Origin of the sequence: Streptomyces sp. NPDC051172 (assembly GCF_040682555.1) — a bacterium.
GTDB lineage: Bacteria > Actinomycetota > Actinomycetes > Streptomycetales > Streptomycetaceae > Streptomyces.
This window is the reverse complement of record NZ_JBFBBE010000004.1, coordinates 60,048-83,778: the sequence shown is the minus strand read 5'-3', so window position 1 is coordinate 83,778 and position 23,731 is coordinate 60,048. Positions and strand designations below refer to the sequence as shown.

Genomic DNA, 23,731 nt, shown 5'->3' with positions numbered 1-23,731 from the left:
AGGGGCTGGTGTTCGTGCCAGAGCTGAGGCCGTGGCGGGCCGCGAGACCGCGTGTGGTGCGGGCCGCGAACGCCGTACGACCGCGTCTGGCACGGGCCGCCCAGGCTGTGCGCCCGAAGCTCGAACGAGCCGCGGCAGCTACGAAACCGCAGCTCGCACGGGTACGGCCCACCCGCATCAGTTGGCCGAAGACCGTCAGGACCTGGCAGTACACCGCGGGCGCCGCCACCGCCGGTGTGGCGCTGGCCGTCGCCGTGGCGACCGCCGCCGGCCCCTGGGACTCCAACGGTCAGCGTACGGCCGAGGCGGACCGTGCAGCCGCTCTGGACCGTACGGGTGGCGCAGATCACGGACGTAATACCGATACGTCCGTTTCGGGGGCCGGGGGCCCGCGACCCGCCCCCAGCGCCGCATCCGTCCTGACCGGCCTGGGCCGCGCCACGAGCGCCGTGAAGTCCGTCCCGACCGGTGCGGCCCTCTCCGGCGTCCTGGGGCCTCTGCTGGCGGACGCGGCGCTCGGCACCCGGCACACCGCCGCGGTCGTCGACGTCACCACCGGCAGGCGCCTCTACGGCACCGGCGCCGACACCGCGCTGACCCCCGCCTCCGTGACGAAGATCGCCACGGCGGTCGCCGCGCTGTCCACGCTGGGCGCCGACCACCGCCTGACCACCCGCGCGGCCCTGGAACCCGACACCAAGGAACTCGTCCTGGTCGGCGGCGGCGACCCGACCCTGACGGCGCACAAGGACGCCGAGGGCTGGGCGAGCCTGCGGGAACTGGCCGACCGGACGGCGGCGGCACTCGCGAAGCGCGGCATCAAGGAGGTCACGCTCTCGTACGACACCACGCTGTACACCGGCCCCGAACTCCACCCCATCGGTGTCAACGTCAACCTTGCCCCCGTGAGCGCCCTGATGGCCGACGAGGGCCGCACGGACGACTCGACCAGCGGCCCCGTCGAACGCGTGACGGACCCGGCGGCGGACGCGGCCCGCACGTTCGGCTCGTTCCTCGCCGGCCACGGCATCAGGACCACCTCGCCCGGCCCGTCCAAGGCGACGACCCGCGCCGAGAACCTCGCCGCCGTCTCCTCGCCCCCGCTCTCGTCCCTGGTCGAGCGCATGCTGACCAACAGCGACAACGACATCGCGGAGGCCCTGGCCCGCCAGACCGCCGCCGCCTCGGGGCAGCCCGCGAGCTTCGACGGCGGCGCGACCGCGATCGCAGGCGCCCTGCAGAAGCTCCAACTGCCCCTCAACGGCGCCGAGTTCCATGACGGCAGCGGCCTCGACCGGGACGACAGACTCACCGCCGACCTGCTCACCGCCCTGCTGGTGAAGGCCGGCGACCCCGCACACCCCGAACTCCGCCCGGTCCTGACGGGCCTTCCGGTGGCCGGCTTCACGGGCACCCTGACCAACCGCTACACGGGCGGCGCGGCAGGAGTCGTACGAGCGAAGACAGGAACCCTGACGGGCGTGAACACCCTGGCCGGCACGGTCGTGGACCAGGACGGTCGGCTGCTGGCGTTCGCCTTCATGGCGTCGAACACGACGAACCCCCTGGAGGCCCAGGCCGCCCTGGACAGGACAGCCACGGCCCTGGCGGCCTGCGGCTGCAGCTGACGCAAGCTGCAGCCGACCTCCGCGGCCTGCCCCAAGTGGGAACGCTCACGTACCGTTGACGCATGACGAGCATCGGTGGTGCTGCTTCTTCTCAGATGGTCGACTGGAATCTCGCGGTGGCGACCGCGACCCGGCTCATGCGGCCGGGCCCCGACGTGAGCCGCGACGAGGCCCGGGCCGTCGTCGCGGAACTGCGCCGGCATGCCAAGGCCTCGGAGGAACACGTCCGGGGCTTCACTCGTATGGGCACGGAGGAGACCCACGACACCCCGATCCTGGTCGTCGACCGCCCCGGCTGGGTCCGGGCGAACGTCGCAGGCTTCCGGGAGATCCTCAAGCCGCTGCTGGAGAAGATGCAGGAGCGGCGCGGCAACACCCCCGGCGGCGCGGTCCTCGGCGCGGTCGGCGGCAAGGTCACCGGCGTCGAGCTGGGCATGCTGCTGTCGTTCCTGGCCTCCCGTGTTCTGGGCCAGTACGAGACCTTCGCCCCGGCCACCCGCGAACTTCCCGCCGGGGAGAACGGCGGCGGCCGGCTTCTGCTCGTCGCCCCGAACATCGTGCACGTGGAACGCGAACTCGACGTACAGCCCCACGACTTCCGCCTCTGGGTCTGTCTGCACGAGGAGACGCACCGCACCCAGTTCAGCGCGGTGCCCTGGCTGCGCGACCACCTCGAGGGTGAAATCCAGTCTTTCTTGGGGGAAACCGACGTCGACCCCATGACCGTGCTGGAACGCATCCGCGAGGCCGCCCAGTCGCTCGCCGGCGGGCGCCCCGAGGGCGAGGAGGACGACGGTGGGCGGTCCTTCGTCGAGATCGTGCAGACCCCGGCGCAGCGGGAGATCCTCGGCCGCCTCACCGCCGTGATGTCGCTCCTGGAGGGCCACGCCGACTTCGTGATGGACGGGGTGGGCCCGGACGTCGTGCCGTCCGTCTCCGAGATCCGCGAGAAGTTCCAGCAGCGCCGTGCGAAGGGCGCCTCCCGACTGGACATGGCCCTGCGCAAGCTGCTGGGTCTGGATGCCAAACTCAGGCAGTACCGTGACGGCGAACGCTTCGTGCGGGCCGTCGTGGACCAGGTCGGCATGGACGGCTTCAACCGAGTGTGGACGTCCCCCAACACCCTGCCCACCAAGGCGGAGATCGCCAAACCGGCGGACTGGGTCGCGCGGGTGCACCGCAAGAGTGAGTCGTGAACCCCGTGGGAAGGTCGTGAAGCGAATCCGGCCGACGGCAGGCGAACTCCGCTCCAATCACCCGTCCGAGGGACCGTGAGCCATGGGTAGGCGTGCGATGCTCGGGGAACGGCCCGGTTCTGTCACCATCTACACACTCTGAGTGACCGACCCCGGGCTCACCCCCCGAAAACTTCATGAAGGGAACCGGACATGGGTCCCCATCCTGCGGTCGCGGCGATACGCCTGGCGGTCCGCCACGTCCTCCACGACATCCTCAACGGCCATCGAGCCACCTCCGAGGCCCCCGGGCGCTCGGCGCAGGCCCCGCACGAGCGCCCCTCCTCGCCGCTCGTGCTCGTGGCGTGCTCCGGCGGCGCCGACTCCATGGCCCTCGCCTCCGCCCTCGCCTTCGAGGCCCCCAAACTCGGCATCCGGGCCGGCGGCGTCACCGTCGACCACGGGCTGCAGCCCGGCTCCGATCTGCGCGCCGACGAAGTCGTCCTGCGGCTGCGCGAACTGGGCCTCGATCCGGTGGATTCCGTCGCCGTGACCGTGGGCCGCGAAGGCGGCCCCGAAGCCGCCGCCCGCGACGCCAGGTACACCGCACTCGATGCCGCAGCCGTCCGCCACGGCGCCACCGCGATCCTGCTCGGCCACACCCGCGACGACCAGGCCGAAACCGTACTGCTCGGCCTCGCCCGCGGCTCGGGCATCCGCTCCCTGTCCGGAATGGCCGCGGTCTCGGGGGCCGACGGCCGTTACCGCCGCCCCTTCCTCCAGCTCGACCGGCAGACCGCCCGCAAGGCCTGCATGGTCCAGTCGCTCCCCGTCTGGGACGACCCCCACAACGCGGATCCCGCGTACACCCGCTCCCGGCTGCGCCACGAAGGCCTGCCCGCCCTCGAGAAGGCGCTCGGCAAAGGCGTCGTCGAGGCCCTCGCCCGCACCGCCCAGCTCTCCCGCGACGACGCCGACGCCCTCGACGCCTGGGCCGGCCAGGCCGAGGCCTCCGTACGCGACGCAGCGGGCCTCCTGGAGTGCGCCAAGCTCTACGCCCTGCCGCCCGCCGTGCGCCGTCGCGTCCTGCGCCGCGCGGCCATCGAGGCCGGGGCTCCCGCCGGTTCGCTGTTCGCCCGCCACATCGAGGAAGTCGACCGGCTGATCACCGGCTGGCGAGGCCAGGGGGCCATCAATCTCCCGGGCAAAGTCGTCGCTCAGCGCCAGGGTGGCAGACTGGTGATTCGGCAAGGCTGAAACCTTGCCCCCCTCAGGGGGGTGATGGGCGGCCGGTGGGACGACCGAAAGTGATGCGGGTGGACGCGAAAGACATGGGCACCGACCTCAAGCAGGTGCTCATCACCAAGGAAGAGATCGACGCGAAGCTGGTGGAGCTGGCCGCGAAGATCGACGCGGAGTACGCGGGCAAGGACCTGCTCATCGTCGGCGTCCTCAAGGGCGCGGTGATGGTCATGGCCGACCTCGCACGGGCACTGTCCACCCCCGTCACCATGGACTGGATGGCCGTGTCGTCGTACGGCGCGGGCACCCAGTCCTCCGGTGTGGTGCGGATCCTCAAGGACCTCGACACCGACATCAAGGGCAAGCACGTCCTCATCGTCGAGGACATCATCGACTCCGGCCTGACCCTGTCCTGGCTGCTGTCCAACCTCGGCTCCCGCGAGCCCGAGTCGCTCAAGGTGTGCACACTGCTGCGCAAGCCGGACGCCGCCAAGGTCGCCATCGACGTCGAATGGGTCGGCTTCGACATCCCGAACGAGTTCGTCGTGGGCTACGGCCTCGACTACGCCGAGAAGTACCGCAACCTCCCGTTCGTCGGGACGCTCGCGCCCCACGTCTACGGCGGTTGAGCCAGCAGGGCCGTCTTTGTAGGACGATCGGGAACCCCAGCGGGTTTCGCGCCGTTGGAGCATGCAGACGGGTTTGCCAGCCGTCCCGTGCGGCTTCGCGCGACAATGCTGGGGTACCGTCAGAAGAACTGTCTTATCAAACTCACTATGGCAGGAGGGACGGGGCGACACCGCTCCGTATGGATGGACGTGAAGCGATACTTCCGTGGGCCGGTCATGTGGATCGTGCTGGCCGTCCTTGCCGTGGTCGTGTTGATGCAGGTCGTCGGCTCGTCCGGCGGCTACAAGACGGTGGACACCGGCCAGGTCGTGGCAGCGATCAACAACAACAAGGTGGAGTCGGCCAAGCTCACCACCGGTGACGAGCAGACCATCAAGGTCCAGCTCAAGAACGGCGAAAAGGTCGAGGGCAGCTCGAAGATCCAGGCGAGCTACATCGGCGACCAGGGCGTGAACCTCGCCAACACGCTGCAGACCAAGTACCAGGACAAGCAGATCCCGGACGGCTACACGGTTTCGCCGTCCAAGCAGAACCCCTTCCTGGGCATCCTGCTCTCCCTGCTCCCCTTCGTCCTGATCGTGGTCGTCTTCCTGTTCCTGATGAATCAGATGCAGGGCGGCGGCTCCCGGGTCATGAACTTCGGCAAGTCCAAGGCCAAGCTCATCACCAAGGACACCCCCAAGACGACGTTCTCGGACGTCGCGGGCTGTGACGAGGCCGTCGAGGAGCTCCACGAGATCAAGGAGTTCCTGCAGGAGCCGGCGAAGTTCCAGGCCGTCGGCGCCAAGATCCCCAAGGGCGTGCTGCTCTACGGCCGTCCCGGTACCGGCAAGACGCTGCTCGCGCGTGCCGTCGCCGGCGAGGCGGGGGTCCCCTTCTACTCGATCTCCGGTTCCGACTTCGTCGAGATGTTCGTCGGTGTCGGTGCCTCCCGGGTCCGTGACCTGTTCGAACAGGCCAAGGCGAACGCCCCGGCGATCGTCTTCGTCGACGAGATCGACGCGGTCGGCCGCCACCGCGGCGCCGGCCTCGGCGGCGGTCACGACGAGCGCGAGCAGACGCTGAACCAGCTGCTCGTCGAGATGGACGGGTTTGACGTCAAGGGCGGTGTGATTCTCATCGCTGCGACGAACCGTCCGGACATCCTCGACCCTGCGCTGCTGCGTCCCGGCCGCTTCGACCGCCAGATCGCGGTCGACCCGCCGGACCTGCAGGGCCGTCTGGAGATCCTCAAGGTTCACCAGAAGGGCAAGCCGGTCGCTCCGGACGTCGACCTCGCGGCCGTCGCCCGCCGTACGCCGGGCTTCACCGGCGCGGACCTGAGCAACGTCCTCAACGAGGCCGCGCTGCTCACCGCCCGCAGCGACAAGAAGCTGATCGACAACTCCATGCTGGACGAGGCGATCGACCGCGTGGTGGCAGGCCCGCAGAAGCGGACCCGGATCATGTCGGACAAGGAGAAGAAGATCACCGCGTACCACGAGGGCGGTCACGCCCTGGTCGCGGCGGCTTCCCCGAACTCCGACCCGGTCCACAAGATCACGATCCTGTCGAGAGGCCGGGCCCTCGGCTACACGATGGTCCTGCCGGACGAGGACAAGTACTCAACGACCCGCAACGAGATGCTGGACCAGCTGGCCTACATGCTGGGCGGCCGCGCGGCCGAGGAGCTCGTCTTCCACGACCCGACCACGGGCGCCGCGAACGACATCGAGAAGGCCACCGCCACGGCCCGCGCGATGGTCACGCAGTACGGCATGACCGAGCGGCTCGGCGCCATCAAGTTCGGCGGCGACAACACGGAGCCGTTCCTCGGACGTGAGATGGCTCACCAGCGCGACTACTCGGAAGAGGTCGCCGCGCTGGTGGACGAGGAAGTCAAGAAGCTCATCGAGAACGCGCACAACGAGGCCTGGGAGATCCTGGTCGAGAACCGCGACGTCCTCGACAACCTCGTCCTGCAGCTGCTGGAGAAGGAGACGCTGGGCAAGGAGGAGATCGCCGAGATCTTCTCCGCCATCGTCAAGCGCCCGGCCAGGCCCGCCTGGACCGGCTCCTCCCGCCGCACGCCGTCCACCCGCCCGCCGGTGCTCTCCCCGAAGGAGCTCGCACTGACGAACGGCGCCAACGGCGCGACCCCGGCGATCAGCACCGCCAAGTCGACGTCGACGGAGTCCGCCCCGCCGATCGAGACAGCCCCGGAGGACCGCCCGGAGAGCTGAGCACGGCTCTCCCGGCGCCCACGTCGGCCCGGAATGAATGCCGCGCCCCTCAGGTTCTAGCCTGGGGGGCGCGGCATTTCAGCCATGTCGCAGATGAGGCGCGTGGCCCACACGCGTGACCCGCACAGGAACGAGGCACCAGATGACCGACCCCGTGACGCTGGACGGCGAGGGCTCGATCGGCGAGTTCGACGAGAAGCGCGCTGAGAACGCCGTACGCGAACTGCTGATCGCGGTCGGCGAGGACCCTGACCGGGAGGGGCTGCGGGAGACGCCGGCGCGGGTGGCGCGGGCGTATCGGGAGCTCTTGGCGGGGCAAAGGCAGGAACCCGAGGATGTCCTGACCACCACGTTCGATATCGGGCATGACGAGATGGTCTTGGTCAAGGACATCGAGATCGTCAGCCTCTGTGAACATCATATGTTGCCATTTCATGGCGTAGCTCATGTTGGGTACATTCCGGCAGAAAGCGGCAAGATCACGGGCCTGTCGAAACTTGCACGGCTGGTTGAGGTATTTGCCCGCCGCCTGCAGGTGCAGGAACGACTCACCACACAGATCGCCGACTCCCTCATGAGGATCCTCGAGGCTCGGGGCGTGATCGTCGTCGTCGAGGCCGAGCACATGTGCATGTCGGTGCGCGGTATCCGCAAGCCCGGTGCCAAGACCACGACGTCGGCGGTGCGAGGCCAGCTTCGGGATGCTACGACCCGTGCCGAGGCAATGAGCCTGATACTCGCACGCTGACCTGATTGTCAGTGGTGTCCTATACCGTCCTTGATCAGTGGAGCTGATCGCTGGGGATCGCAGCGTCCAGACCACGGTCGTGGAGGTGGTGACCGTCAAAGTTCGAGAGGTCCTGGACATCGTGACCGATCACGTGACGTTCACCGCGGCTCCGGATCAGATGCTGGGCACGCCCGACGGATGGGTTCATGCGCGGACGGAGCGGTCGGCAAGAACTACGCGTCGCTCGTGGTCAACGACGAGGGATTCGCCTCGCGGTTACGCGGCGTGTCCAACAGCAGCAACCGGGTTACCCGCTCGCCCTGGCCCGCGCGCTTGTTGGTCAGCGCCAATGTGCCGTTTCTTTCAGAACTGGCGCAGGTGGTCGGCGCGAGATTTACCCCGCGTACCAACCGGCCTGGCCTCGCGCCTGGCCGTAGCTGACAGCTGGCCTTCGCGAGGCACTTTCCAGCCAGAGGAACACCCGCTGCAGCTCAGGGAGTCCACGTGGGCCCAGGTCCACGAGGTACGGCAGCGTACCGCTAAGGACACGCCCTTCACCCTCTACAGCTACTGCCTTGACCCCTACCCCGGCCTCCTGGTCAACGGACATCTCACCCGTCAGCCCTGCAAACGCCGTCCACGGCACGGTCAGGCCGCCGACGCCGCCCCGTCGTTGTGCTCGTCGTCCTCCGGGAGTCTGCACACGCGCTCCAGGAAGATGGCCGCCACTATCACCGCGATGCCCGCCACGACCGAGAAGCCTGCGTAGATGGCCTGGTCGCGGCGGGCCGGGATGTCGAGGAGCTCCAGGAGGAAGACGCCCGTGCCGCCGTACATGCCGGCGACCAGTGCGGCGACCAGGGCGCTGGCCTGACCGAAGACGACCGCGCGGGCCGCCATCAGCGGGTCGACGCCCTTGGCCTCGGGGAGGCGCTCGCGCTGGGCCTTGAAGCGGCCGCGCAGGGAGAGCGCCGTGGCCGTCAGGACCACCGCGATCAGGGCGAGGACGATGGGGGCGGCGAGGGGGACGCTGGGGAGGGTCCCGATCGAGTTCCAGAGGCGGGCGCCCGCCCAGGACAGGATTCCGGCCACGACGAAAACGCCGGCCAGCACCCTGATGCGCAGCTCTCTCACGGTGTCCCTTCAGCTCCCCCGGGTCCTGCGGACCGTCCCGCGGACAGTGGTCGTCCTGACCTTAACGACTACTCGGGCAGGTGGAGTTCCAGGTCCTTGCGTGGTGTCACGCCCTCGCGGGTGACGGCGTCCAGGAGAGCGGCGACCGCGCCGCGGCCGGGCAGCTGCGCCTCCGGCTCCATGTCGTGCCAGGGGGCGAGGACGAAGGCACGCTCGTGGGCACGCGGGTGGGGCAGCGTGAGCTGCGGGTCGTCGTCGATGACGTCGGAGTACGCGACGATGTCGACGTCGAGGGTGCGCGCGCCCCAGCGCTCGTCCCGTACCCGGTGGAAGGCCTCCTCGACCGCGTGCGCCCGCTCAAGCAGCGAGGACGGCGGCAGGGTGGTCTTCAGGACGACGACCGCGTTGAAGTACGAGGGCTGGCTGCCGGGCTCGACGCCCCACGGCTCCGTCTCGTACACGGGAGAGACGGCCTTGATGCGGACGCCCGGGGTGTCCTCCAGGGCGTCGATGGCGCCCTGGAGGGTCTCCAGGCGGTTGCCCAGGTTCGCGCCGAGGGAGATCACCGCCCGTTTCGGGTTGTGGAGCGTCGTGTCGGCGGCGTCCACCTGCGCCACGACGGAGGCGGGTACCGGCTGTACGGTCGGGTCGCTCGAACCCGTGGCGAAGGACGCAGTCATACTCGGCTCCGGGTGATGGTGACGGTCACGTCGTCGAAGGGGACCGTGATCGGGGCGTCGGGTTTGTGGACGCAGACCTCGACCTCCTGGACTCCGTCGTGCTTCAGACAGGTCTGGGCGATGCGCTCGGCGAGCGTCTCGATGAGGTTGACGGGCTCGCCCTCGACGACGGCCACGACCTCCTCCGCCACGATGCCGTAGTGCACTGTCTTCGCCAGGTCGTCGTCGGCGGCGGCCGGGCGGGTGTCCAGGCCGAGCACGAGGTCCACGATGAAGGTCTGGCCCTCCTCGCGCTCCTTGGGGAACACCCCGTGGTGCCCGCGGGCCTTGAGGCCGCGCAGCGCGACACGATCCACGCGAATCACTCCTGCAATCGTCGGTGACGGCCGGTCGATGCCGTGTGCGGGCGGCACACCGGCCTCGAACGAATCTACCTGCGGGCACTGACAGGACCGGGCCACTGGGGCGTGGCCCGTGCCGGGACCAGGAGGGTTCATCGCGTGTTTCCCCTGGGGAACCCGGCGGCTCATGGGCTGGTAGCCGTCCCTACCCAGGGTCCGTGATTCCAACCACTTCTTGGTCCTCAAGGGGGCGCCTACCCACTCAGGAGGGTGTGTCCCCGTCCTCGTCCTCGTCGTTTTCGGTCATCACGGGGGAGGCGTGGTGGGACCAGAGTTTCCAGCCTGCCGGGGTGCGGCGGAACACATTCGTGGCGACCACCAGCTGCCCTACGAGCGGGCCGAGTTCCTCGCTGCCCTTGGGGGAGGGGCCGCCGCTGAGGATGTTCTCGCTGCAGGTCACCAGGGCGGTGTCGCCGGTCACGGAGACATGCACGTCGGTGAGGAAGAACTGGATGTAGTCGGTGTTCGCCATGATCAGCGCATACGACCTCAGGACCTCGCCACGGCCGGTGAGCGCGGGCCAGCCGGGGTGCACGCACGAGATCACACCGGTGTCGGCCGGGTCGTGGTACTCCTCGTCGACCCCCAGGTCGGACGGGGCGAGCCAGAGCGCGGACAGGTCCTCGAAGTCGCCGCGCTCCATGGCCTCGTAGAAGGCGGTGTTGGCGGCTTCCACCTCCTCGACGTCGGTGTGGGGGGCGCTCACCGGGCTCCTTCGGCAACGCGCGCGCCCTCCACGGCGCGCGCGACCCGTACGGCGTCCGCCGTCGCGCGTACCTCGTGCACGCGCACCGCCCATGCGCCGGCGTGCGCGGCGAGTGCGGAGACGGCGGCCGTGGCGGCGTCGCGCTCGCGCGCGGGCGGGGGCGCGCCCTCCGGTCCGGCGAGGACCCGGCCGAGGAACCGCTTGCGGGAGGCGGCGACGAGCAGGGGATGGCCGAGGCCGAGAAGTCGGTCCAGGTGGGCGAGCAGGACCAGGTCGTGCTCGGCGTCCTTGGAGAAGCCGAGACCGGGATCGACGACGATGCGGTCGGGGGCGACGCCGCCGGCCAGGACGGCCTCCACGCGTGCGTGCAGTTCGCCGGCGACTTCGGTGACGACGTCGCCGTACACACCCTTGACGTTGCCGCCCTCCAGGAAGCCGCGCCAGTGCATGACGACGAAGGGGGCGCCGGCCGCTGCCACCGCCGGGATCATCGCGGGGTCGGCGAGGCCGCCGCTGACGTCGTTGACGAGGGCGGCGCCGGCGGCGAGGGCCCGTTCGGCGACGGAGGCGCGCATGGTGTCGACGGAGACGCTGACGCCCTCCGAGGCGAGACCGCGGACGACGGGGATGACCCGCTTGAGCTCCTCGGCCTCGTCGACGCGGGTGGCGCCCGGCCGGGTGGACTCGCCGCCGACGTCGACCAGGTCCGCGCCCTCGGCGACCAGGTCGAGGCCGTGTTTGACGGCGTTCGTCGTGTCGAAGAAGCGGCCGCCGTCGGAGAAGGAATCGGGCGTGACGTTCACCACCCCCATGACCGCGCAGCGGTCCCACTCCGGAAGGCCCGCGACGCGCCCGCGTCCGCTCTGCTTGCTCATACGTTCAGCGTAGGCCCCGGTCGTGGCCGGGAGACGCCACGGCCCGGACGGAAGCCCCCCGGTTGAAGGGGAGTTTCCGTCCGGGCCCGTTCTGCACAGTGTCCGGCGTCCGGTGTCTCGGTCAGGCGGTCATGCCGCGCGTACGTCGTGCTCCGCGACGGTGTGCGTGCACACGGGCGGGGCGGTCCTGCGGCGGCGCAGGAAGCGCGGCAGCGGCAGGGCCAAGTTGACGAAGCCCTCCGCCTGCATGGCGGCGAAGCCGATGCGCGGCAGGTCGGCCGATGCGCGGTAGACGACGAAGCGGGGCTCCCAGCGCGGCTGGAACTTCGCGTTGAACTTGTACAGGGACTCGATCTGGAACCAGCGGGAGAGGAAGACCAGCAGGCCGCGCCAGGCGCGCAGCACCGGGCCCGCGCCGATCTTCTCGCCACGCGCGAGTGCCGAGCGGAACATCGCGAAGTTCAGCGACACGCGGGTGATGCCGAACTTCGGTGCCGCCTGGAGGGCCGCGACGATGAGCAGTTCGTTCATGCCGGGGTCGGCCGAACGGTCGCGGCGCATCAGGTCCAGGGAGACGCCGTCGGTGCCCCACGGGACGAAGTGCAGGATCGCCTTCAGGTCGCCGTACTCACCGGGCTGGTCGTCCGCCTTGTGGGCGGTGGCGATCAGGCAGTCGCCGTCGGCGGCGTCGCCGACACGGCCCAGCGCCATGGAGAACCCGCGCTCGGTGTCGGTGCCGCGCCAGTCCTCGGCGGCGTTGCGGATCCGCTCCAGCTCGGCGTCTCCGAGGTCACGTACACGTCGTACCCGGGTTTCGTAACCGGCGCGCTCGATGCGCTTGACCATCTGACGCACGTTGCGCATCGCGCGGCCGGCGAGGGAGAAATCCGCTACGTCCACCACCGCCTCGTCGCCCAGTTCCAGGGCGTCGAGGCCGGTCTCGCGGGTCCATACCTCGCCGCCCGTCTCCGAGCAGCCCATGACGGCAGGCGTCCATGAGTGGGCCCTGGCCTCGTCCATGAACCGCTCGATGGCGCCCGGCCAGGCCTCGACGTCGCCGATGGGGTCACCGCTGGCGAGCATCACGCCGGAGACGACCCGGTACGTGACCGCCGCCTTGCCGCTCGGCGAGAAGACGACCGCCTTGTCGCGGCGCAGCGCGAAGTGGCCGAGGGAGTCGCGGCGGCCGTGCTTCTCCAGCAGGGCGCGCAGGCGTGCCTCGTCCTCCTCCGTCAGCCGGGCCGCGGGGTGTTCGGGCCGGAAGGCGAGGTAGATCGTCGTGACCGCCGTCAGCAGACCGAGGGCGCCCAGTGAGAAGCCGACGGTCCAGGAGGTGTCGCCCTGGTAGTCGACCGGGCCCTCGAAGCCGAACAGGCCGTACAGGACGTGCGTGATGCGGTCGGCCAGGCTCGGGTCGCCGACCATGCGGTTCGTGTGGGCGCTGACGATGACCAGCCCGAGGGCGAGGGATCCTGCCCCCATGAGGACGAAGTTCGCCAGCGCACGCCACCTGCTGCGCGGGTCGGGCAGCGCCGCGAACTGGTCGCGGTGGCGCAGCAGCGGTGCGAGCAGCGCCAGCGAGATGATCACTCCGAGGAGGGAGTGGCGGTATGTGAACTGCGCCACAGCGCCTGCCGGCAACAGCGCCACCGCGGCGCGCCACGCCCGGCGTTTGCCGCGCCTCAGACCGTGTGCGAGCAGCAGCAGCAGGATGCCGGCGCTGAGTGAGAGCGCGGCCGCGAACGGGCCGAAGGACCCGGGCAGCACCTCGGCGATCGTGTGCATACGGCTGTGCCTGAAGCGCGGGAAGACGCCCGCGGCGATGTCCAGAACGCCCACGAGTGCACAGGCTCTGGCGACGAGGACGGGGACGGCCTCGGGGCGCGGACCACGGAATACGCGCCGCGCGCTGCGTGATCGGGAGGGAACCCCACCCGACAATTCCTCATCTGTCCTGACAGACATCGCATCCCGTAGTTCTGCGAGAGACCTTGGATCCGGACCCGATTCGGGCATCCGGCGACATTGCGCCCTCTAGGACGGTGTCTCGGGGAGCGAGGTTCCAATCTCTCCTCAAAGCCGGTCCAAAGGCCGAGGAAAGTTCCGGACAAGCTCTCGCGAAGGTGCGCGGGGTCCGGGTGGAAACCGCAGGCAGGAAGCAGGTCATGGGTCTTACGAGCAAGAAAGTGCTGCTGCTGGCAGTGATGTTCGCCGTACTGCTGTTCGTGGGCACGGTGTGGGTGTGGCCGCGCCTGTCACGGCGCAACTGGCGCGCCGTGAGTGGACGCGTCGGGCTGCTGTTCGGCACCCAGCTGGCCCTCTTCCTGTCGGTCGGCCTCGCCGCAAACCAGTCTTTCGGGTTCTACGCCAGCTGGGCGGACCTCTTCGGCCAGGAGAAGGCCCAGGGGGTGGTCGTGAACCACACGGCGTCCGGCGCCTCCGGGGGCCCGCTGCAGGTGATCGACACGGCACACGTGGTGGGGGCCGGCGGTCCCAAGCCGCAGGCCGGCGGTCAGATCCAGAAGGTCGACATCGTCGGCCGCACGACGAACATCGCCACACCCGCGTATGTGTATCTTCCGCCGGAGTACTTCCAGCCGCAGTACCGCACGCGTACGTTCCCCGCGGCGGTCGTCCTCACCGGATATCCGGGCACCGCCCAGGCGCTCGTGGACAAGCTGCACTATCCGAGTACGGCACAGGGTCTCGCGAAGAGCGGCCGTATGCAGCCGATGATCCTGGTGATGCTGCGGCCGACGGTGGCGCCGCCGAGGGACACGGAATGCGTGGACATCCCGGGTGGCCCGAAGACGGAGACGTTCTTCGCCAAGGACCTGCCCGATGCCGTACTCGCGCACTACAGGGTGGGCAAAAAGCCGGGCAGCTGGGGCATCATCGGCGATTCCACGGGTGGCTACTGTGCGTTGAAGCTCGCCATGCACCACCCCGGTGTGTATGCCGCGGCAGCGGGTCTGTCGCCGTACTACAAGGCGCCGACCGACCCCACCACGGGCGATCTCTTCCACGGCGACAAGGGGCTGCGCAACCGCGCCAGCCTGTGGTGGTGCCTCAAGCACCTGCCCGGTCCGGACACTTCGCTGCTCGTCACCAGCAGCAAGATCGGGGAATCCAACTACAAGTCGACGCTGAAGTTCATAGAGGGTGTGCAGGCCACGAACCGGACACGGATCTCGTCGATCATCCTTGACAGCGGCGGCCACAACTTCAACACCTGGCGGCGGGAGATTCCCGCGACTCTGCAGTGGATCAGCGGACGGCTGAGCGAGGGGTGACCAGGGTTCCCACAGGTGATGATCTTGCTGAATTCGGCAAAGGCCTATTCCTGATGCCCTGTAAACGTTTCGGTATGGCTGTGTTTTTGCGGGGCGGGGCACCAACGCTCCCCTACTCGCGGTAAGTTTCTGGCCATGCCACGTGGACGTCACCGCCATTCCCCGCCCTTGCACAGACTGCTGCCACCGTCGGCGATCGCAGTTGTCTCTTTCGTCTGCGCCTTCGGTCCGTGGGTGTTCTCACAACAGGCCGTGCTCCGTGTCATAGCCGCGGGCGCCGCGGCGACGGCGGTCGTCGGTGCGGCCGTCATGCGCCGTTGGGACACCCAGGCCGGCAAGCAGGTCGCCGACCTCACGCGCGCGCGTGCGAGCGACGAGTGGCGGCACGAGGAGCGGGTCGCCGAACTGGAGACCGACCTCGAGGAGTCCCGCGAGCTGCGCGCCAAGCTGGAGCAGCGGCTGCGGGCCAAGCGCGCCGAACTGGCGGGACTGCGCAACGAACACGCGGCGCTGCTGCGCCGGTACGCCACCGCCGAGACCGAGCGTGCGAGCGCCCTGGAGGGCCGCCGTCTGCTCGAGATAGAGACCGGGGCCCCGGCTCGCGCGCTGCCGCCCGTGCCGGTGGCCGACACGGTGACTGCGAAGACGGAGCCCGTGGCGAAGGAGACCGAGGCTGTGGCTGCCTCGGCGGACGTCTCCGAGGGCGTTGCCGACGAACCGGCGGCGCCGGCGATCTTCTCGCCGGAGGGTTCCAAGCTGTTCTTGCGGGCGAAGGCGGCGCTGAAGAAGTTCGACGAGGACGGTGACGGTTCTCCCAAGGACGACGACGGCGGCGCGGCGGACTCCCAGGACGCCGCGAACGCCGAGGCCGAGGACGGCACCGACCCCGAGGACGACGATTCCCCGAAGGGCGGCGGCTCTCCCAAGGGCGACGAGCCTTCGAAGGACGTCTCCCGCAAGGGCGAGCCGGTGACGGTGAAGGCCGGTTCGGACTCCGCGGCAGCTCAGGCGGCCGCCACCGAGGCCGTCGCCGCCGGGCCCGCCGGCACCGTGACCGAGGCCGCCGCCGGTGAGGCCGAGGCCGCGGCCCAGGAGGATGAGTCGCAGGGGCAGCCCCAGGCGGTCGACGGGCACGAGCGCGCGGCCGCCACCACTCCGACCAGGCATGTCCCGACGGCCCAACCCGTGCAGCAGCCCGCCGGTCACTTCGTCGCACCGACCGCGGTGGCGGTCGTACCGGCCGCCCCGGTGCGGCGTCCGGCGGTCGAGGGCGGTTTCGACTTCTTCGGTACGAAGAGCGAGGGGGCGCGGGACGCCCTGGAGGCCGTGCAGAACGAGGACCTCGCCGATGTCGTCGGCCAGGAGGCGCTCGCCGTGCACAAGGCCGAGGCCGAGGCGGAGTTCAAGCCGGCCGACAAGGAGGCCCCCGCCGTCGGCCAGGTCATCGACCTGACGGCTCACGACGAGACGGAGCAGATCGACGTGCAGGGGCTGCGGAGCGCGGTTTCCTGAGACCTTCGGTCCCCTGACGGCCCCGGGCGGTTCCTGACGGCCCGGGGCTCTCGCTTGCCCGGGATCCTCGCTTCCCGGGCTTCTGGATTCCCGGCTACGAGTTCGCGGCGCCGCCGGGTCATCGCCCTACGGCGTCATCCACCGGTCCGGCAGTGCGTCCCGTCGCCCCGTCCGTGACCGCTCGGCCTGTCCTCGCAGCAGCTCCGCCGCCTCCTGGGCGTCCCTCAGCCGGGCCGTCACGGTCTTGTCGGCTCCCGTGTCCACATGCACGTCGGCGAGCCGCCACAGCCGCTTCCAGGGCCCCTGGACCAGCCGCACGCTCTGCACCTTCGCATGCGGCACGAGTGCCAGGTTCCGGCGCAGCAGGCCGTGCCGGGCGGCGAACACCGTGTCGGTGACGGCTATGTGTTGGCCTCGCCACCACACCGGCTGACACCAACTGGCCCGCCGAGGCGGCCGTGACAGCGCCTCGGCCGACGGCACGGTCACCCCGGGCAGCACGCGCGCGACGACCGACTCGGCGACCGCCCGCGGAGCGACCGGCACCAGCACGGAATTGGACGAACCGGCCACGTCCAGCTCCACCCGCACCCAGCCGAGCCGCCGCCACAGCAGCGGCTCCACGATCCGCACGGTCTGCACCCGGCCGGGCGGCACCGTCTCGTGCGTACGGTCGAGGAGTCCGTGGTCGATGCGCAGCCCGTCCGGTGACTCGCCCACCGTCCAGTCGTACTCGCCGACGAACCGCCCCGCGCTGCTCGCGCCCGCCGCGCCCAGCAGCGGCAGGCTGGTGGCGAGGACCGTCCACACGCTGTGGGTGGCCAGCCAGAGCACCGGCGGGACGACGAGCGCGGCTGCCAGGGAGCACCAGGTGGCGCCCGTCAGCAGGACGGAGATCGCGAGATCGCGCGGCGGCGTGCGCAACAGCTCGCGCGCGGGCGCCTCGCCGACTTCGTGCGCCGTCTCGGGCGCGAAACCCGCGGCGCGTGCGAGCAGTTCCGCGCGCAGAGCACGCGCCTCGCGCTCCCCCAGAAAGGAGAGCTCGTCCTTCTTGTCGGTCCCGACGACGTCGAGTTTGAGCTTGGCGACGCCCACCACGCGCGCGAGGAGCGGCTGGCTGACGTCGACGGCCTGGATGCGTTCCAGCCGGATGTGCGCGGTGCGCCGGAACAGCAGACCCGTCCGTATCCGCAGCTCGGTCTCGGTCACCGCGAAGTGCGTGAACCACCAGGTCAGGAAGCCGTAGAGGGAGGCGGCCGGGACTAGGACCGCGAGTGCTATCAGGAGGGTCGTGGTCGTCAGCCGGGTCAGCTGCTGCTGCGCCTGGTCGGGATCGTGCACGGCCCATCCGATGACCACGGCCACCGGTGCCCAGGCCCGCCTGAAGGGCGTCACGGGGTGCAGCCGCCGCTCGGTGACGGGTTCCTTCACGGCTACGGCGTCCTCGACGCCCGGCGCGGTCACAGACCCGCCGATCGGGCCTCGCCGAGCTCGGTGAGCCGGTCGCGCAGCCGCTCCGCCTCGGCCGGGTCCAGGCCCGGGATGGTCGCGTCGGTCGCCGCGGCCGCCGTGTGCAGCTGCACACTGGCCAGCCCGAAATGCCGCTCGACGGGTCCCGAGGTCACCTCGACCAGCTGCATCCGCCCGTACGGCACAACGGTCTCCTCGCGCCACAGCACGCCCCGGCTGATCAGCAGGTCGTCGGCCCGCTCGGCGTACCGCCAGGAGCGCCAGTTGCGGCCGAGCAGCACCCACCCCCAGGCCGCCGGCGCCAGTGGCAGCAGCGCGAAGGCGGCCCAGCCGGGCCCGGTGAGCAGCCCGAGCAGCAGTCCCAGGGCGAGGGCCAGCAGCCCCAGCCACACCACCAGCAGCAGCCGGCGCATCCGCAGCAGGCCGGGCGGCAGCCCGATCCACACCGGCTCCGCCGACCCGTCCCCCGTCGTCCCCGTCTTCTGCGGGCTCCCCGTCTCCATGGGGTCAGCGTACGTAGGAGAGACTGAGTCCATGACTCCTACGACGGAGACCATGGTCGGTATCGGCGGCGCCGCGGAGAGCACCGACATGGTGCTCAACATCGGGCCGCAGCACCCGTCCACGCACGGCGTGCTCCGGCTGCGCCTGCTGCTGGACGGTGAGCGCATCACACGCGCGGAGCCGGTCATCGGGTACATGCACCGCGGCGCGGAGAAGCTCTTCGAGGCGCGCGACTACCGCCAGATCATCATGCTCGCCAACCGCCACGACTGGCTGTCGGCCTTCTCGAACGAGCTGGGTGTGGTCCTCGCGGTGGAGCGCATGCTCGGCATGGAGGTGCCCACGCGCGCGGTGTGGACGCGCACGCTGCTCGCGGAGCTCAACCGGGTGCTCAACCACCTGATGTTCCTGGGCTCGTACCCGCTGGAGCTCGGCGGCATCACCCCCGTCTTCTACGCCTTCCGGGAGCGCGAGGTCCTCCAGAACGTCATGGAGGAGGTCTCCGGCGGCCGTATGCACTACATGTTCAACCGCGTCGGCGGCCTCAAGGAGGACCTGCCGGCGGGCTGGGCCGCGCGCGCGCGTGCCGCCGTCGCCGCCGTGCGCTCGCGCATGGACGTCTACGACGACCTGGTGCTCGGCAACGAGATCTTCCGGGGGCGCACGCGGGGCGTGGGCGCGCTGGCGCCCGAGACGGTGCACGCCTACGGCGTGAGCGGGCCGATCGCGCGCGCCTCGGGCGTCGACTTCGACCTGCGCCGCGACGAGCCGTATCTCGCGTACGGCGAGCTGCAGGACACCCTGAAGGTCGTCACCCGGCAGGAGGGCGACTGTCTCGCCCGCTTCGAGGTGCTCCTGGAGCAGACCCATGTCGCCCTCGACCTCGCCGACGCCTGCCTCGACCGGCTCGCCGAGCTGCCCCCGGGGCCGATCAACCAGCGGCTCCCCAAGGTGCTGAAGGCTCCCGAGGGGCACACCTACGCGTGGACCGAGAACCCGCTCGGCATCAACGGCTACTACCTCGTCAGCAAGGGCGAGAAGACGCCGTACCGACTGAAGCTGCGTTCGGCCTCGTACAACAACATCCAGGCGCTCGTGGAACTCCTGCCGGGGACGCTGGTCGCGGACATGGTGGCGATCCTGGGGTCGCTGTTCTTCGTGGTCGGAGACATCGACAAGTAGCGCGGCGGGGGCCAGGGGCCGGCGCGGTCAGCCGAGGAGTGCGTCGTGGATCCCCACCGGCTGCAGCAGCCAGCCGAAGTCGCCGAAGCCGCCCGGTGCGGTGAGTTCGGCGGCTTCGCCGGCGCTCGCGAGGGCTCGTACGTAGGCGGCGGGCTGGGTGGATGCGAGTGCGAGCGGGGGGCGTGCGCCGGTGATGCCCAGGGCGCGCAAGGCCTCGCGCTGCGGCAGAAGGCGCGCGCCGGAGAGCATCCGCGCCGACCCGTGCGCCGCGCACGCGTCCAAGGCGACATGTGCCGTGATGTCGCACGACCCGTCCGGCACGGGCGCCGTCTCGCGCCCCGCGCGGAAGCCGGTGAGCGTGCCGAACGGGGGGCGAGCGTCCAGGGTGTGCGCGTAGTCGACGGCGACCGCGAGCCCCCGGTCGAGCGAGGAGACCGCGGTCGCCCAGGCCTCGTCCCGTGGGAGCCCGATCTCGGCCCGCAGCCCCTCCTCGGCCGGCAGCGGCCACCACCGGGCGAGCCACTCCGCTTCCGCACCGCCGACCGGCGCCCCGAGCCGTTCGGCCCCGTCCTGCCGTACGAGCACGCGTCGCGGTACGCCCGCCGCGTCCACCTCGGCGATGTCCAGCGGCACGTTGTCCAGCCACTCGTTGGCGAACAGCAGCCCGGTGACCTGCCGGGGCGGTTCGTTGAGCCACTCGATCCGCTCGTCGAGGCCCGCGGGGCGGTCGGCGATCTCGACGGCGTACGCACGCGTGCGTGCCGCGACCTCGGCGGGCAGCGCGGCCAGTACACCGCCGACCAGCTCACCCCGGCCTGCCGCCATGTCGACGAAGGCCAGCGCGCCGGGCCGTTCCAGGGCCTCGTCGACCCGGCACAGCAGCCGGGCCACCGCCTCGGCGAACAGCGGGGACGCATGCACGGACGTACGGAAGTGTCCGGCCGGCCCCTCCGGCCTGCGATAGAACCCGCCGGGCCCGTACAGCGCGCCCTCCGCCGCCACCCGCCAGCCCAGCCACCGGCTCGATGTCTCTTCCGTCACCGGCACAGGCTAAGCGCGCAGGAGAGGGGGGCCTCCACCTTGGGGAGTATGTGTGCCGGGTGTGGATCGGTCCTCCGGTTGACCCCTGCACGCATCTCGCTTCCCTACGCTGGGTTACGTGCAGCGCCTCTATGACTTCCTCCGCAGACACCCGACAGGGGTCGACACCCTCTGGGCCGTCTTCCTGTTCGGGATCTCGCTGCTGAGCGGAACCGCCAGTTCGGCGGTCCGGGGCACCGACTCACCGGCGCTGATCGTTCCGATCGCGTTTCTGCTGTGCCTGGTGATCGCGCTGCGCCGGCGGATGCCGGAGAAGATGCTGCTGCTGACGATCGGCCTCGGCCTGGCGCAGCTGGTGCTGAACGTCCAGACGATGGCCGCCGACTTCGCGATGCTGGTGATCGTCTACACGGTGGCCACGACGGGCAACCGATGGGCCTCCCGGCTCGCGCTGGCCGTGGGGCTGTGCGCGGCACCGATGGCGCAGACGCGCTGGCCGCTGGACGGGAACGCGCTGGGCAACGCCGCGAAGGCGGTCTTCCTGACCGTGCCGTTCGCGCTCGCCTGGGTGCTCGGCGACTCCATCCGCACCCGCCGCGCCTACTTCGCGCAGCTGGAGGAGCGCGCCGCCCGGCTGGAGAAGGAGCGGGAGGCGCAGGCCAAGGTCGCGGTCGCGGCCGAACGCGCCCGGATCGCCCGCGAGCTGCACGACGTCGTCGCACACAACGTGTCGGTGATGGTGGTGCAGGCCGACGGCGCCGCCTATGTCCTGGACGCCGCCCCCGACCAGGCCAAGAAGGCCCTGGAGACCATCTCCTCCACCGGCCGCCAGGCCCTCGCCGAGATGCGCCGCCTGCTCGGCGTCCTGCGCACCGGCGAGCACAAGGAGGTCGGCGAGTACGTTCCGCAGCCCGACGTCGACCAGATCGACGAGCTCATCGAGCAGTGCCGCACCTCCGGTCTGCCCGTCGACTTCAAGGTCGAGGGCACCCCGCGCCCGCTGCCCAGCGGAGTCGAGCTCACCGCGTACCGCATCGTGCAGGAGGCGCTGACCAACACGCGCAAGCACGGCGGTCCGAACGCGGGCGCCAGCGTGCGCCTGGTCTACTTCGACGACGGCCTCGGCCTGCTCGTCGAGGACGACGGCAAGGGCGCCCCGCACGAGCTGTACGAGGAGGGCGGCGCCGACGGCCAGGGTCACGGCCTGATCGGCATGCGTGAACGGGTCGGTATGGTCGGCGGCACCCTGGACGCGGGGCCGCGCCCCGGCGGCGGATTCCGGATCAGTGCGCTGCTCCCGCTGAAACCCGCGCACTGACGCCTACGTACGTCCCTCGTTGACACCTGTCACGACCCCGCAGAACAGCAACTGCCGCAAACGGAAACCGCCGCAACGGATGAGAACGGAAGAGGTCCCGATGACGATCCGCGTGATGCTCGTCGACGACCAGGTGCTGCTGCGCACCGGGTTCCGGATGGTGCTCGCCGCCCAGCCGGACATGGAGGTCGTCGCGGAGGCGGGGGACGGTGTCGAGGCCCTCCAGGTGCTGCGCGCGACCGCCGTCGACGTGGTGCTGATGGACGTGCGCATGCCGAAGCTCGACGGGGTGGAGACCACCCGCCGCATCTGCTCGGAGCCCGACCCGCCGAAGGTGCTGATCCTGACCACCTTCGACCTCGACGAGTACGCCTTCTCGGGGCTGAAGGCGGGCGCCTCCGGCTTCATGCTCAAGGACGTGCCGCCCGGCGAACTCCTCGCCGCCATCCGCGCCGTGCACAGCGGCGACGCGGTGGTGGCGCCGTCGACCACGCGCCGTCTGCTCGACCGGTTCGCGCCGATGCTGCCGAGCGTCGGCAAGGAGCCGAAGCACAAGGAGCTGGAGCGGCTCACCGAGCGCGAGCGCGAGGTGATGATCCTGGTCGCACAGGGCCTGTCCAACGGCGAGATCGCGTCCCGGCTGGTGCTGTCCGAGGCGACCGTGAAGACCCATGTGGGCCGCATCCTGACCAAGTTGGGGCTCCGGGACCGGGTGCAGGTGGTGGTCCTGGCGTACGAGACGGGTCTGGTGCGGGCGGGCGGGCACGGCTGACGGTCCGCGCAGGCCTAGCGGAGTATCCCTTCCAGGAAGTCGCTGCCGAGCCGGGCCACGACCGCTATGTCCAGCTGGTGCTGGACGTACCGGCCACGGCGGCGCGTGGTGATCAGGCCCGCCTTCTTCAGGACACTGAGGTGCCGGGATATCTCCGGGGCCGTCATGCCCTGGGTCTGCGCCAGTTCGCTCGTGGTGTGGGCGCTGCGGGCCAGATAGCGGCAGATGCGCATCCGGACGGGGTGGGACAGGGCCGTCATGCGCAGCGTCAACTGCTCGACGGAGGGCGGAGCGGCGAGTTCGGGGGAGCCGACGGGGTAGTGCAGCACGGGCTGCCAGCCGTGCCGGTACAGGACGGACAGGTGGGGCCAGCCGAAGCTGGTCGGGACGAGGAGGAGGCCGCCGTCCCGCGTGGCGGTACGGCCCACGCTCAGCTTGTCGACCGTGATCCGTGCGGCGGCCTCGTCGAGCGTGACCACCGGGGAGACGGCGGCCAGCGCCTCCGCGAGGCCCTTGTGGCGCAGGAGGTCGGTCTTGTGGCGGGCGTCCGCCGTGAGCTGGTGGCGCAGCCGGGACCAGGCCTCCGCGAAGAACGCCTCGTCGCAGTCCTGGAGGAACTGGCGCAGCCAGCCCCGGATCCTGGGCGGATCGGTCAGCAGCAGCTCGCTGAACCGCACCTGCCCCGGGCCGCGCGCGGCGGCCAGCTCAAGGGCGCGTCGGCGCAGCCCGGCGTCGACGAGGGGGCTCGGCCCGTCGCCGTAGGGCATCGCGCAGCTGAACTCCAGGGCCGCGTCCACGAACTGTTCGTCCGTCAGCTTGTCCAGCAGGTCCAGTTCCTCGGCGAGCGTGGCGCCGGGGAGTGCGGCGCCGCCGGGGATGCCCGCACAGGGCAGGAACAGGTCCGAGAACGTCGTCCGCCACAGGAAGTCCGCCTCGCACATCCGGTCGGCGAGATGGGAGTCGAGCCGGGCCGTCACCCCCGTCACCCAGCCCTGCAGACCGGGATGGTGCCCCGGCTCGGACAGTGCGTGCAGCGCCATGCCGAGCTCGGCCAGGGGTGAGGGGACGACGGCGACCCTCTCCGGCCGCAGCCCCGCGATGTCGATGTGCACGCTCATGACCTCATGGTGCACCCCGCCACTGACAACGCCCCGTCGATTGACGGCGGCCGTCAATCGACGCGACTTCACGGCCGCAGCGGCGCAGCCTGGGAGCA

21 protein-coding genes are annotated in these 23,731 nt (G+C 70.5%); 11 read left to right on the top strand and 10 right to left on the bottom strand.

The window, feature by feature from the left end; genetic code table 11:
- Positions 1–8: 8 nt before the first annotated feature.
- From dacB to folE, 6 genes are all read left to right on the top strand, one after another.
- Positions 9–1,628 carry a D-alanyl-D-alanine carboxypeptidase/D-alanyl-D-alanine-endopeptidase gene (gene dacB / locus AB0N07_RS03545; protein WP_365831658.1) on the top strand — a complete coding sequence of 540 codons (1,620 nt, stop codon included), beginning with the start codon at positions 9–11 and terminating at the stop codon, positions 1,626–1,628.
- A 62-nt stretch (positions 1,629–1,690) separates the two neighbouring features.
- A complete protein-coding gene (locus AB0N07_RS03540; RefSeq protein WP_365831656.1) occupies positions 1,691–2,824 on the top strand; it encodes a zinc-dependent metalloprotease in 1,134 nt (377 codons plus the stop codon).
- Positions 2,825–3,016: 192 nt separating this feature from the next.
- Complete coding sequence (tilS, locus tag AB0N07_RS03535; RefSeq protein ID WP_365831654.1) at positions 3,017–4,060, top strand: tRNA lysidine(34) synthetase TilS; 1,044 nt, start codon at positions 3,017–3,019, stop codon at positions 4,058–4,060.
- A 53-nt stretch (positions 4,061–4,113) separates the two neighbouring features.
- The gene (gene hpt, locus AB0N07_RS03530) at positions 4,114–4,674 is read left to right on the top strand and encodes a hypoxanthine phosphoribosyltransferase (protein WP_030942590.1); all 561 of its coding nucleotides are present in this window, start codon (positions 4,114–4,116) and stop codon (positions 4,672–4,674) included.
- 183 nt (positions 4,675–4,857) lie between these two features.
- A complete protein-coding gene (ftsH, locus tag AB0N07_RS03525; RefSeq protein WP_365831652.1) occupies positions 4,858–6,897 on the top strand; it encodes an ATP-dependent zinc metalloprotease FtsH in 2,040 nt (679 codons plus the stop codon).
- A 142-nt stretch (positions 6,898–7,039) separates the two neighbouring features.
- Positions 7,040–7,645 (top strand): GTP cyclohydrolase I FolE, encoded by a 606-nt coding sequence (folE, locus tag AB0N07_RS03520; RefSeq protein WP_365831650.1) that lies wholly within the window; start codon positions 7,040–7,042, stop codon positions 7,643–7,645.
- A 630-nt stretch (positions 7,646–8,275) separates the two neighbouring features.
- Here folE and AB0N07_RS03515 read toward each other — a convergent pair.
- The 6 genes from AB0N07_RS03515 to AB0N07_RS03490 all read right to left on the bottom strand — a co-directional run bounded on the left by AB0N07_RS03515 (position 8,276) and on the right by AB0N07_RS03490 (position 13,364).
- Positions 8,276–8,761 (bottom strand): DUF3180 domain-containing protein, encoded by a 486-nt coding sequence (locus AB0N07_RS03515; protein WP_365831648.1) that lies wholly within the window; start codon positions 8,759–8,761, stop codon positions 8,276–8,278.
- Positions 8,762–8,829: 68 nt separating this feature from the next.
- Positions 8,830–9,441: a 2-amino-4-hydroxy-6-hydroxymethyldihydropteridine diphosphokinase gene (folK, locus tag AB0N07_RS03510; protein WP_365831646.1), complete on the bottom strand. Its 612-nt coding sequence runs from the start codon at positions 9,439–9,441 to the stop codon at positions 8,830–8,832.
- On the bottom strand, positions 9,438–9,797 hold the full coding sequence (gene folB, locus AB0N07_RS03505; RefSeq protein WP_365831644.1) for a dihydroneopterin aldolase: 360 nt from the start codon (positions 9,795–9,797) through the stop codon (positions 9,438–9,440). The genes folK and folB overlap by 4 nt, the downstream gene beginning before the upstream one ends.
- A 247-nt stretch (positions 9,798–10,044) precedes the next feature.
- On the bottom strand, positions 10,045–10,548 hold the full coding sequence (locus AB0N07_RS03500; RefSeq protein ID WP_365831642.1) for a nuclear transport factor 2 family protein: 504 nt from the start codon (positions 10,546–10,548) through the stop codon (positions 10,045–10,047).
- Positions 10,545–11,423 (bottom strand): dihydropteroate synthase, encoded by an 879-nt coding sequence (gene folP, locus AB0N07_RS03495; RefSeq protein WP_365831640.1) that lies wholly within the window; start codon positions 11,421–11,423, stop codon positions 10,545–10,547. Before folP ends, AB0N07_RS03500 begins: the two co-directional genes overlap by 4 nt.
- 129 nt (positions 11,424–11,552) lie before the next feature.
- Positions 11,553–13,364, bottom strand: coding sequence for a phosphatidylglycerol lysyltransferase domain-containing protein (locus tag AB0N07_RS03490; protein WP_365831638.1), 1,812 nt, complete (start codon positions 13,362–13,364; stop codon positions 11,553–11,555).
- Between the two features lie 224 nt (positions 13,365–13,588).
- Here AB0N07_RS03490 and AB0N07_RS03485 point away from each other — a divergent pair, with 224 nt between their 5' ends.
- A complete protein-coding gene (locus AB0N07_RS03485) occupies positions 13,589–14,716 on the top strand; it encodes an alpha/beta hydrolase-fold protein (protein ID WP_365831636.1) in 1,128 nt (375 codons plus the stop codon).
- A gap of 135 nt (positions 14,717–14,851) precedes the next feature.
- Positions 14,852–16,228, top strand: coding sequence for a hypothetical protein (locus tag AB0N07_RS03480; RefSeq protein ID WP_365831634.1), 1,377 nt, complete (start codon positions 14,852–14,854; stop codon positions 16,226–16,228).
- Between the two features lie 126 nt (positions 16,229–16,354).
- Here AB0N07_RS03480 and AB0N07_RS03475 read toward each other — a convergent pair whose 3' ends face one another.
- Positions 16,355–17,692, bottom strand: coding sequence for a PH domain-containing protein (locus AB0N07_RS03475; protein WP_365831632.1), 1,338 nt, complete (start codon positions 17,690–17,692; stop codon positions 16,355–16,357).
- Positions 17,689–18,201 (bottom strand): PH domain-containing protein, encoded by a 513-nt coding sequence (locus tag AB0N07_RS03470; RefSeq protein WP_365831630.1) that lies wholly within the window; start codon positions 18,199–18,201, stop codon positions 17,689–17,691. Before AB0N07_RS03470 ends, AB0N07_RS03475 begins: the two co-directional genes overlap by 4 nt.
- A 31-nt stretch (positions 18,202–18,232) precedes the next feature.
- Here AB0N07_RS03470 and AB0N07_RS03465 point away from each other — a divergent pair, with 31 nt between their 5' ends.
- Positions 18,233–19,384 carry an NADH-quinone oxidoreductase subunit D gene (locus tag AB0N07_RS03465; RefSeq protein ID WP_365831628.1) on the top strand — a complete coding sequence of 384 codons (1,152 nt, stop codon included), beginning with the start codon at positions 18,233–18,235 and terminating at the stop codon, positions 19,382–19,384.
- Positions 19,385–19,411: 27 nt separating this feature from the next.
- On the opposite strand, the gene AB0N07_RS03460 is transcribed toward AB0N07_RS03465, so the two are convergent.
- Positions 19,412–20,425 carry an SAM-dependent methyltransferase gene (locus AB0N07_RS03460; protein ID WP_365831626.1) on the bottom strand — a complete coding sequence of 338 codons (1,014 nt, stop codon included), beginning with the start codon at positions 20,423–20,425 and terminating at the stop codon, positions 19,412–19,414.
- A 118-nt stretch (positions 20,426–20,543) separates the two neighbouring features.
- Between AB0N07_RS03460 and AB0N07_RS03455 the strand changes: the two genes are divergently transcribed.
- Together AB0N07_RS03455 and AB0N07_RS03450 are read left to right on the top strand one after the other, a co-directional pair.
- Positions 20,544–21,743: a sensor histidine kinase gene (locus AB0N07_RS03455; RefSeq protein ID WP_365831624.1), complete on the top strand. Its 1,200-nt coding sequence runs from the start codon at positions 20,544–20,546 to the stop codon at positions 21,741–21,743.
- Positions 21,744–21,843: 100 nt separating this feature from the next.
- The gene (locus AB0N07_RS03450; RefSeq protein WP_365831622.1) at positions 21,844–22,515 is read left to right on the top strand and encodes a response regulator transcription factor; all 672 of its coding nucleotides are present in this window, start codon (positions 21,844–21,846) and stop codon (positions 22,513–22,515) included.
- A 14-nt stretch (positions 22,516–22,529) separates the two neighbouring features.
- Here AB0N07_RS03450 and AB0N07_RS03445 read toward each other — a convergent pair whose 3' ends face one another.
- Positions 22,530–23,633, bottom strand: coding sequence for a DUF5937 family protein (locus AB0N07_RS03445; RefSeq protein WP_365831620.1), 1,104 nt, complete (start codon positions 23,631–23,633; stop codon positions 22,530–22,532).
- Positions 23,634–23,731 lie beyond the last annotated feature (98 nt).

Bases quoted from the DNA above. Each gene is read 5' to 3' on its own strand.
- AB0N07_RS03540 (WP_365831656.1), top strand. From the start codon at position 1,691: ATGACGAGCATCGGTGGTGCTGCTTCTTCTCAGATGGTCGACTGGAAT.
- tilS (WP_365831654.1), top strand. From the start codon at position 3,017: ATGGGTCCCCATCCTGCGGTCGCGGCGATACGCCTGGCGGTCCGCCAC.
- hpt (WP_030942590.1), top strand. From the start codon at position 4,114: ATGCGGGTGGACGCGAAAGACATGGGCACCGACCTCAAGCAGGTGCTC.
- ftsH (WP_365831652.1), top strand. From the start codon at position 4,858: ATGGACGTGAAGCGATACTTCCGTGGGCCGGTCATGTGGATCGTGCTG.
- folE (WP_365831650.1), top strand. From the start codon at position 7,040: ATGACCGACCCCGTGACGCTGGACGGCGAGGGCTCGATCGGCGAGTTC.
- folK (WP_365831646.1), bottom strand. From the start codon at position 9,441: ATGACTGCGTCCTTCGCCACGGGTTCGAGCGACCCGACCGTACAGCCG.
- folP (WP_365831640.1), bottom strand. From the start codon at position 11,423: ATGAGCAAGCAGAGCGGACGCGGGCGCGTCGCGGGCCTTCCGGAGTGG.
- AB0N07_RS03485 (WP_365831636.1), top strand. From the start codon at position 13,589: ATGGGTCTTACGAGCAAGAAAGTGCTGCTGCTGGCAGTGATGTTCGCC.
- AB0N07_RS03480 (WP_365831634.1), top strand. From the start codon at position 14,852: ATGCCACGTGGACGTCACCGCCATTCCCCGCCCTTGCACAGACTGCTG.
- AB0N07_RS03470 (WP_365831630.1), bottom strand. From the start codon at position 18,201: ATGGAGACGGGGAGCCCGCAGAAGACGGGGACGACGGGGGACGGGTCG.
- AB0N07_RS03465 (WP_365831628.1), top strand. From the start codon at position 18,233: ATGACTCCTACGACGGAGACCATGGTCGGTATCGGCGGCGCCGCGGAG.
- AB0N07_RS03450 (WP_365831622.1), top strand. From the start codon at position 21,844: ATGACGATCCGCGTGATGCTCGTCGACGACCAGGTGCTGCTGCGCACC.
- AB0N07_RS03445 (WP_365831620.1), bottom strand. From the start codon at position 23,633: ATGAGCGTGCACATCGACATCGCGGGGCTGCGGCCGGAGAGGGTCGCC.